Source organism: Exiguobacterium sp. QJM3NY_9, from assembly GCF_056173545.1.
In genome coordinates, this window is record NZ_CM149679.1 from 1 (window position 1) to 10,000 (window position 10,000).

7 protein-coding genes are annotated in these 10,000 nt (G+C 46.5%); all 7 read left to right on the forward strand.

Going from position 1 to position 10,000, the window contains the following annotated elements:
- The 7 genes from dnaA (at window position 1) to AC0VYQ_RS00035 (ending at window position 9,986) form a co-directional block, all read left to right on the forward strand.
- On the forward strand, window positions 1-1,398 hold the full coding sequence (gene dnaA / locus AC0VYQ_RS00005) for a chromosomal replication initiator protein DnaA (RefSeq protein ID WP_029332172.1): 1,398 nt from the start codon (window positions 1-3) through the stop codon (window positions 1,396-1,398).
- 186 nt (window positions 1,399-1,584) lie between these two features.
- Window positions 1,585-2,718 carry a DNA polymerase III subunit beta gene (dnaN, locus tag AC0VYQ_RS00010; protein ID WP_029332173.1) on the forward strand — a complete coding sequence of 378 codons (1,134 nt, stop codon included), beginning with the start codon at window positions 1,585-1,587 and terminating at the stop codon, window positions 2,716-2,718.
- Between the two features lie 141 nt (window positions 2,719-2,859).
- On the forward strand, window positions 2,860-3,081 hold the full coding sequence (gene yaaA, locus AC0VYQ_RS00015) for a S4 domain-containing protein YaaA (RefSeq protein WP_029332174.1): 222 nt from the start codon (window positions 2,860-2,862) through the stop codon (window positions 3,079-3,081).
- A gap of 1 nt (window position 3,082) precedes the next feature.
- Window positions 3,083-4,237 carry a DNA replication/repair protein RecF gene (recF, locus tag AC0VYQ_RS00020; RefSeq protein WP_029332175.1) on the forward strand — a complete coding sequence of 385 codons (1,155 nt, stop codon included), beginning with the start codon at window positions 3,083-3,085 and terminating at the stop codon, window positions 4,235-4,237.
- A gap of 10 nt (window positions 4,238-4,247) precedes the next feature.
- Window positions 4,248-6,161, forward strand: a complete 1,914-nt coding sequence (gene gyrB / locus AC0VYQ_RS00025; RefSeq protein ID WP_200872415.1) for a DNA topoisomerase (ATP-hydrolyzing) subunit B — start codon at window positions 4,248-4,250, stop codon at window positions 6,159-6,161.
- 27 nt (window positions 6,162-6,188) lie between these two features.
- Entirely contained in the window at window positions 6,189-8,837 is a 2,649-nt protein-coding gene (gene gyrA / locus AC0VYQ_RS00030) for a DNA gyrase subunit A (protein ID WP_214893159.1), read from the forward strand.
- Window positions 8,838-8,939: 102 nt separating this feature from the next.
- Window positions 8,940-9,986 carry an HD-GYP domain-containing protein gene (locus AC0VYQ_RS00035; RefSeq protein WP_475403963.1) on the forward strand — a complete coding sequence of 349 codons (1,047 nt, stop codon included), beginning with the start codon at window positions 8,940-8,942 and terminating at the stop codon, window positions 9,984-9,986.
- The last annotated feature ends 14 nt before the right edge of the window (window positions 9,987-10,000 follow it).

Below are 10,000 nucleotides of genomic sequence, written 5' to 3' on the forward strand. Positions count from 1 at the left end.
ATGAAAAACGCTGCCGAACTTTGGCATAATGTATTGTCTGTGATCGAGGAAGAAGAACGGACACCTAAGGCAAGTTATGACATGTGGTTAAAATCCACTGAAGGCGTCACGCTGAATGGAACGACACTGATCATCTCAGCACCAGCTGCATTTACCGTTACTTGGCTGGAACGTCAATACTTATCGTTACTCGAAGATACGGTTGAAGAAGTGACAGGGAGTCGACTTGATATTCAATTTATCGAGGAAGGCCAAGCAAAGAAGATGCTCGATCGTCAAAATGAGGAAGCGTCTGAGACGGTACCACCGTCTAAAACATCAAATCGTGCACAATCGTCACGAAAACCGACCGATGAGCTGGTCATGAGTGAACTCGGTCAATTGAATACCAAATACACGTTCGATACGTTTGTCATTGGATCAGGTAACCGTTTTGCCCATGCCGCTTCCTTGGCTGTAGCAGAAGCACCTGCGAAAGCCTATAATCCTTTATTCATCTATGGAGGAGTTGGACTTGGTAAAACCCATTTGATGCACGCGATTGGCCAGTACGTCCAAGATCAAAACCTTGGGACGCGGATCGCCTATGTCTCCTCGGAACGTTTTACAAATGACTTCATTAACTCGATTCGGGACAATAAAACCGTTGAGTTTCGGAACAAATACCGGAATATCGATGTTCTATTAATAGATGACATTCAATTTCTCGCAGGAAAAGAGCAGACGCAAGAGGAGTTTTTCCACACATTCAATGCCCTGCACAATGATCAAAAACAAATCATCATCTCGAGTGATCGACCACCAAAAGAAATTCCGACACTTGAAGATCGGCTTCGCTCTAGGTTCGAGTGGGGATTGATAACAGACATCACACCTCCTGACCTTGAGACACGGATTGCGATTTTGCGGAAAAAAGCCAATGCCGAGCAACTTGATGTTTCTAATGAAGTCATGCTCTATATCGCGAGTCAAATCGACACGAACATCCGCGAGCTCGAAGGGGCACTGACGCGTGTCATCGCTTATGCGAACCTGGTCGGACGGACGATTGATCCGAATGTTGCGGCAGAAGCGCTGCATAACATCATGCCGGTCACGGAGCCGCGAAAAGTCACAATCCGCGATATCCAGGAGTCCGTCAGTAAACACTTCAACTTACCGTTTGACGACTTAAAGGCTAAAAAACGAACAAAATCGATTGCCTTTCCCCGCCAGATCGCGATGTACCTCTCGCGAGAGATGACGGAAAGCTCTTTACCGAAGATTGGTGAGGAATTTGGTGGACGGGATCACACGACAGTCATCCATGCACATGAGAAAATCAGTATGCTCGTTAAATCGGATGGAGAAACAGGAAAAGTCATCGAACAAATTAAGCATGAATTGAAACATTCCTGAACCTGTGGATAAGCTGTGGATAAAAGAGGCTAGTTATCCACAAGTTATCCACACGCACTTTGGCTCTATACCAAGTTATCCACCGACTTATCCACACTATCCACAGCCCCTAATACTATTATTAAAAAAATATATTATTATGTTATGATGATGTAACGCCCATTTTGAGAGGAGCTTAACGACAATATGCATATTACAATTCAACGCGATACTTTAATCCAAGCCATCCAGGACGTAGCGAAAGCTGTCTCATCAAGAACGACGATTCCAATCTTAACGGGAATCAAACTTGAAGCGCATGGTGACGGAATGACGTTAACAGGAAGCGATACCGAGATTTCAATTGAACGGACAATCTATGCGGAAGAGAATGGTACTTCTTATGTAACCGTCCACCGCGCCGGTAGTGTCGTCCTCAATGCCCGTTTCTTTGGTGATATCGTTAAAAAGTTACCAACAGACGAAGTCATCATCGAGGTCTCTCCAAACTTCATGACACGGATTCAATCCGGGACAGCTGAATTTCATCTGAACGGTCTTGATTCAGACGAGTTTCCGCGTCTTCCACAAGTCGATGGGGGACAACAGTTCCGTTTACCCGCAGATCTATTACGTTCAATGATTCGTCAGACGAGTTTTGCCGTCGCGGTCCAAGAAACACGTCCTGTTTTGACAGGGGTTAACTTCTCAGCAGATAAAGGCATTTTGACATGCGTATCGACGGATAGTCATCGCCTTGCACTACGTCGGGCACAGTTTGAGACAGAGAACGAGATTTCGTTCCAAAATGTCATCGTGCCGGGTAAGAGCTTAAACGAATTATCGAAACTGTTAGGTGATGGTCATGTCGATGTCACGATCACGAACCAGCAAATCCTCTTCAAAATGAAACATGTCCTATTCTTCTCTCGCTTACTCGACGGGAACTATCCGGATACGTCGCGTTTAATTCCGGAAGAGTACCGGACGGCTGTGCGTATGAATGCAAAGGAATTGCTTCAGGCAATCGACCGGGCATCACTTCTTGCACGTGAAGACCGCAACAACGTCATCAAGTTCGCAGCAGAAGGTACGACAGCTGTCGAAATTTCATCGCACTCACCAGAAGTTGGGAAAGTTTCGGAACAAGTGAGCATCTTGTCGCTTGAAGGCGAAGAGCTGAAGATTTCTTTCAACTCGAAATACATGATGGATGCCTTAAAAGCACTTGATGCGACGGATATTGAAATTCAATTCACGGGATCGATTCGACCATTCATTCTCCATCCGGTCGACCAAGATAACGTCTTGCAATTGATTTTACCTGTCCGTACGGCTTGATTCCCTCCCCGAGAAACCGACTTGGTTTCTTGGGTTTTTTTTGTAATCCGTATATATGTTCGTTCATTTTGCTAAATCATGAGTTTTTTAGTACAATAAAGAGTATGTCATTTATAATATGTAGGTAGGAGGAGTCAATCCATGAATCAAATCAAAATCACGTCGGAATATGTCACATTAGGTCAGTTCTTGAAGCTGTCTGATATTATCTCGAGCGGAGGACAAGCAAAACCATTTCTAGCGGAGGTACCTATTCTCGTCAACGGTGAGGTCGATCAGCGACGTGGTCGTAAGTTGCGGGATGGAGATGTTATTGACGTAGAAGATTACGGTCAATTCGTCATCAAGAACGAGGCGAACTAACGTGCGACTAGATTCGGTACGACTCAGTCATTATCGCAACTATGAGTCGCTGGAATTGTTCTTTTCTGAAAAGACGAACGTCTTAATCGGGGAAAATGCTCAAGGCAAGACGAACTTGCTCGAAGCGATTCACGTATTGGCGCTCGCGAAATCGCACCGGACGACACACGATAAGGAACTGATCCAGTGGGATGCGGAAGCAGCGCGCGTCGAAGGACGTGTCATGAAGCGGATGGGTCCCCATTCGCAGGAAATCCAGATTTCGAGTCGTGGGAAGAAGGCGAAGCTCAATCATCTCGAACAGCGGCGCCTCAGTGATTATATCGGGGCGCTCAATATCGTGTTGTTCGCACCAGAGGATTTGCACATCGTCAAAGGCAGTCCACAAGTACGGCGTCGCTTTTTAGATATGGAGATTGGTCAAGTCAGTCCGGTCTACCTGCATGAATTAAGTCAATACCTGAAAGTGTTGAAACAACGGAATGCGTTGTTGAAGCAGTTGTCAATTAAAGGGGGGGACGAGACGTTCCTCGACATTTTGACGGAACAGATGATTACGCTTGCCGTTAAAATCGTTCAACGCCGTCATCATTTCATTGCCCAGCTCGAAAAGTGGGCGCGACCGATTCATGATGGAATCAGTCGTGGACAGGAAGAACTCGTTCTACGCTATCGATCCGATACATTTAGTGATGATTCGCTGGATGTCGAAGGAATGACTGCTTCTTATACGCAGAAGTTTGGTAAAATAAAAGAAAATGAAATTAGACGAGGCGTGACGTTATTTGGTCCACACCGTGATGACTTCGAAATGGAGGTCAATGGACGAAATGTCCAGACATACGGTTCACAAGGACAGCAACGGACGGCTGCGCTCTCGTTGAAGCTAGCAGAGATTGAGTTGATTCATGAGGAGGTTGGGGAATACCCGCTACTTCTTCTAGACGATGTGTTATCGGAACTCGATGATCATCGTCAAACCCATTTACTCGATACGATGCAACAAAAGGTTCAGACGATCCTGACGACGACGAGTGTCGAGGGAATCGCACATGAAACGATTAGACAAGCGAAGTTGTTCCACGTGAAACAAGGAGCAGTTATTTTGGAAGAGACATCCTATAAAGAAACAGTAGGTGAGAAAACCGATGAGTAATCATGAAGATATGGAATTGGAACAAGGGTACGGTGCCGATCAGATTCAGGTACTTGAAGGTCTTGAAGCCGTTCGAAAACGTCCAGGTATGTATATTGGATCAACCGCGTCGAAAGGGCTCCACCATTTAGTTTGGGAAATCGTCGATAACTCGATTGATGAAGCACTAGCTGGATACTGTGACACGATTAAAGTCACGATTGAACCAGGGAACTCGATTCTAGTTGAGGATAACGGTCGGGGGATTCCGATTGATATTCAAGAAAAAATGGGACGTCCTGCAGTCGAAGTCATTTTAACGGTCCTCCATGCCGGCGGTAAGTTTGGTGGCGGAGGCTACAAAGTATCAGGTGGTCTTCACGGTGTCGGGGCTTCGGTCGTCAATGCCTTGTCGACGAAGCTTGAAGTATTCGTTAAGCGGAACGAGAAGCTCTATTATCAATCGTATCATCGTGGTGTTCCAACACAAGATCTCGAAATCATCGGGACTTCAGAAGAGACAGGGACAATGATTCGTTTCTTCCCGGACAGTGAAATCTTCCAGGAAACACTCGAATACGATTACGATTTACTTGCGACACGTTTACGTGAACTCGCTTTCTTGAATAAAGGTCTGAACATCGTCATTACGGACGATCGTGCAGAAGAACCGATTACGCGGCACTTCCATTACGAAGGTGGAATCAAGTCGTACGTTGAACACTTGAACCGCTCGAAAGAAGTTGTCCACCCGGAACCGGTCTACGTCCACGGAACGAAGGATGGCATCGAAGTCGAAGTTGCGCTTCAATACAACGATGGCTTTGCAGCCAACATCTATTCGTTTACGAACAACATTCCGACGCATGAAGGTGGTACGCATGAAACGGGCTTTAAGACGGCGTTGACGCGTGTCATCAATGACTATGCGAAGAAGTTCGGTTTGATGAAAGAAGCAGACGGTACGTTGTCTGGGGAAGATGTCCGTGAAGGAATGACAGCAATCGTCTCGATCAAACACCCGAACCCCCAATTCGAAGGACAAACGAAAACGAAGCTCGGTAACTCGGATGCTCGAACAGCGACCGATACGTTATTCTCTTCCATCTTTGAACAGTTCATGATGGAAAACCCGACGAATGCTCGTGCAATCGTCGAAAAAGGAATGATGGCCTCGCGTGCCCGGATGGCAGCGAAACGCGCGCGTGAATTGACACGTCGTAAAGGTGTCCTTGAAGTAAGTTCACTTCCTGGTAAATTGGCCGACTGTTCGTCGCGGGATGCAACGATTTCAGAAATTTATATCGTTGAGGGTGACTCAGCGGGTGGTTCTGCGAAATCAGGTCGTGACCGTCACTTCCAAGCGATTTTACCGATCCGTGGTAAAATTTTGAACGTTGAAAAAGCCCGTCTCGATAAAATTCTCGGCAGTAACGAGATCCGGACGATCATTACCGCACTCGGAACGAGTATCGGTTCAGAATTCAACATCGAAAAAGCACGGTATCATAAAGTCATCATCATGACCGATGCCGACGTCGATGGTGCCCACATCCGGACACTCCTGTTGACGTTCTTCTACCGGTATATGCGTCCGCTCGTCGAGCATGGTTATGTCTATATCGCACAACCGCCGCTATACGGAATCAAGCAAGGGAAAAACATCACGTATGTGCATAACGAACGTGAGCTGAACGAGGCCTTAGCCGCACTTCCAGAAAACGCGCGTTACGACATTCAGCGTTACAAAGGTCTCGGTGAGATGGATCCAGAGCAACTTTGGGAAACGACGATGGATCCGAGTGGTCGTCAAATGCTTCGGGTTGAACTTCAAGATGCCATCGAAGCGGATGAAGTATTCGATATCTTGATGGGAGATCAGGTAGAACCACGTCGTGACTTTATCCAGTCGCACGCGCATTACGTGAAGAACTTGGATATTTAACGTTGAATAGAGAGGGTGGCCAGACGAATGTCCGATCAACAAGGAATCATTAAAGATATAAATATTAGTCAAGAAATGCGTACATCCTTCATGGATTACGCGATGAGCGTCATCGTCGCACGTGCACTTCCAGATGTACGTGACGGTCTGAAGCCAGGACATCGTCGTATTCTTTATGCGATGAACGATCTCGGTATCCGTGCAGATAAGCCACATAAAAAATCTGCCCGTATCGTCGGTGAAGTTATCGGTAAGTACCACCCACACGGTGATTCTGCTGTTTACGACACGATGGTTCGGATGGCACAGGACTTCAGCTACCGGTATGAGCTCGTGGATGGACACGGAAACTTCGGTTCTGTCGACGGCGACTCTGCCGCTGCGATGCGATATACGGAAGCCCGTATGTCAAAAATCGCGATGGAAATCGTTCGCGATATCAATAAAAATACCGTTGATTTCAAAGATAACTATGATGGATCAGAGCGCGAACCAGAAGTCTTACCGTCGCGTTTTCCGAACTTGCTCGTCAATGGATCAAGCGGGATCGCGGTCGGGATGGCAACAAACATTCCGCCGCACCAATTAGGTGAAGTCATCGATGGCGTACTTGCGCTAACGCATAACCCGGAGATTACGATTTCCGAGTTGATGCAACACATTCCAGGTCCTGATTTCCCGACAGCCGGTGAAATCTTAGGTCGGAGCGGGATTCGCCGTGCCTATGAAACGGGACGTGGGTCAATCATCGTTCGTGCGAAAGCAGAAATCGAACAAGCTAAAAAAGACCGCGAACGGATCATCGTGACGGAACTGCCATATCAAGTCAACAAGGCGCGTCTCGTAGAAAAAATCGCCGATCTCGTCCGTGAGAAGAAAATTGAAGGCATTACGGACTTACGTGACGAATCCGATCGTCGTGGTATGCGGATCGTCATGGAAATTCGTCGTGATGCAAACGCAAGTGTCATCCTAAATAACTTATATAAACAGACATCGATGCAAACGACGTTTGGTGTCAACATGCTTGCGATCGTGGGTGGTCGTCCGAAAACGCTGACACTCAAAGAGATGCTCTATCATTACCTGGAGCACCAAAAAGAAATCGTCCGTCGCCGGACACAGTTCGACCTTGAGAAGGCGGAAGCACGGGAACATCTTCTTGCGGGTCTTCGCATCGCACTCGATCACTTGGATGAAGTCATCAAAATCATCCGAGCGAACCGAACGGCTGATGCGGCACGCGAACAGTTGATGGATCGGTTTGCTTTGTCTGAGAAACAATCGCAAGCGATTCTTGATATGCGTCTTCAACGTCTAACAGGACTCGAACGTGAGAAAATCGATGCTGAATATGATGAAATCATGCAGCTGATCACGGAACTCAAAAAAATTCTCGAAAGCGATGAAGAATTGCTTGAATTGATTCGGACGGAACTTGAAGAAGTGAAAGAACGCTTCAACGACAAACGCCGGACTGAAATTCGGATGGACCACATCGAATTCGAAGATGAAGATTTGATTCCTGAAAAAGATATCATCATCACATTGACGAGCAGTGGATACATTAAACGTCTCACGACGGATTCGTATCGTGCACAACGTCGTGGTGGTCGTGGTGTCCAAGGAATCGGTACGAATGATGCGGATTATGTAACACGTCTCTTATCGTGTTCGACGCATGATACGATCCTGTTCTTTACAAACCGCGGGAAAGTCTACCGCATCCGTGGGTATGAAGTACCTGAGATGAGCCGGACTTCAAAAGGTGTGCCGATCATCAACCTGATTCAGATTGAACGGGGTGAAAAGGTCGAGACGATGATTCCAGTTAACTTTAAACGATACCTGGAAGAGCAAAATGTCGTCGAAGAATCCATCATCGAAGCGACAATCGAATCGGATGACGACGTAACACCGGAAGAAGAAGCGGAAGAGGTACTTGATGCAGAAGAAGTCATGCAGGATGAGCAAAAATCATTAATCTTCATGACACGTAAAGGACGCGTTAAACGTTCGCCACTCTCTGCTTATGCCCGGATTAATAAAAACGGTCTGATTGCGATTCGTCTGTTCGAAGACGACGAATTGACATCTGTCCGTCTCGCATCGACAGACGATGAAGTCTTTACCGTTTCAAACCGTGGTAAGGCGATTCGTTTCCCGATCACAAACGTTCGTTCAATGGGACGTGGTGCGCGTGGTGTCAAAGCGATGAAACTAGCAGAAGAAGATATCGTCATCGGCATGGAGCTTGCGCGTGACGAACAAGATGTCCTCGTCATCACGGAAAAAGGATTCGGGAAGCGGACACCAATGACTGAGTTCCGAAGCCAGACGCGTGGTGGTAAAGGATTGATTGCAAGTAAAGTGAACGACCGGATTGGTCAAATCGCTGCCCTACGGATTGTTGACGTCGATGACGACATCATGATCATGACAGAAGGCGGAATCGTCATCCGGACCGATTCACAAAATATTTCACGTGTCGGACGTAACACACAAGGTGTCAAAGTCATCCGGATTGAAGAAGGTGACCGTGTCGCTACCGTCGCGAAACTGAAAAAAGAAGAAAACGAAGAAGCGATCGTTGATGAGCTGTCGACTGTCGTGGATGAAGAAAACGTTTCTCCGGTTGTTGAAGCAGAAACAGTAATCGAAGAAACAGAAGAATAACATCAGTATGGAATAAAGAGGTACAGCAGAGTCGGACGGTAGATGTCCCTACTCTGCTGTTTTTCTACAAATAAAACTGATGAGAGAAAGGGACGAGGTAAGATGCGTATCGCAAGCGAGCGACTCATAATCGGCGACCGGGTAACGGAGTCAGTCTTTTTACATACCGATATACCGATTGTCGAAGCTGGAAAAAAACTAGGGACAGACGAACTAAGACGCCTGAAACGGTTTTTGATTAAGGAAATCGATATTGAGGAACGACCAGAAGGTCTAGTCGAAGAAAGTCAACAAGAGATGGTTCGTCTTCAAGAAGTGAGCGAAAATCCATTCGAGCCACTTGTTGGTTCCTATAACCAAGTTTTCACCTCATGGGAACAAGGTTTCACCCCGAATACATATGAAGCTTTGAAATGGGTTAAAAACTCGATGCCAGACACAGTTCGTCGGGAAGACATTTTACCGTTTTTCCTTGAACGGGGAACGGAAGCATATACAGTTCGCCATGCGGTTTATCGAGGGGCACTCGCTCAGTTGTTAGCGGAAGCAGTCAGAAAAGAACGAAAGATGATTCAAGACTTATGGACAGCCTCTTACTTTGCAGACTATGGACTTGCACGTATCATGGAGTGGCGACATACAAAACGATATGAAGCGATGCAACAAGAGATTTTCCATCGGCATCCGGCGATGGCTTATCAAGCCTTACAAAACGATACGGTCATATCAGATACGGTCAAACGTTTAATCGTCCAACACCATGAACGTCTAGACGGATCCGGTTATCCATTAAAAGCCACGGGTGATAAAATCATGGATCATACACGTCTTTTCATCGTAGCAGATGTTTTTGCGGCAATGACAAGCTGGCGTCCATATCGAGAGGCTTACACGGCATACGATGCATACGTTCACCTAAAAGCGCGGCCGATGCAGTACGATTCGAAGTACGTTACATTACTCGGACAACTCTTATTGCCGATTGGAATCGGAGATCGTGTTTTGATGAGTAACGGAAAAATTGCAACTGTCGTGCGGAAGAATGTCATCTTTGATCGTCCTGTCATCGTCTATGATGAGCAGAACCAGCAAGTCGTGAAAGACTTAATGGAAGACCGGCAGTTGAACATCATGCAGCTGATGGATTAAAGCAAACTTACTAT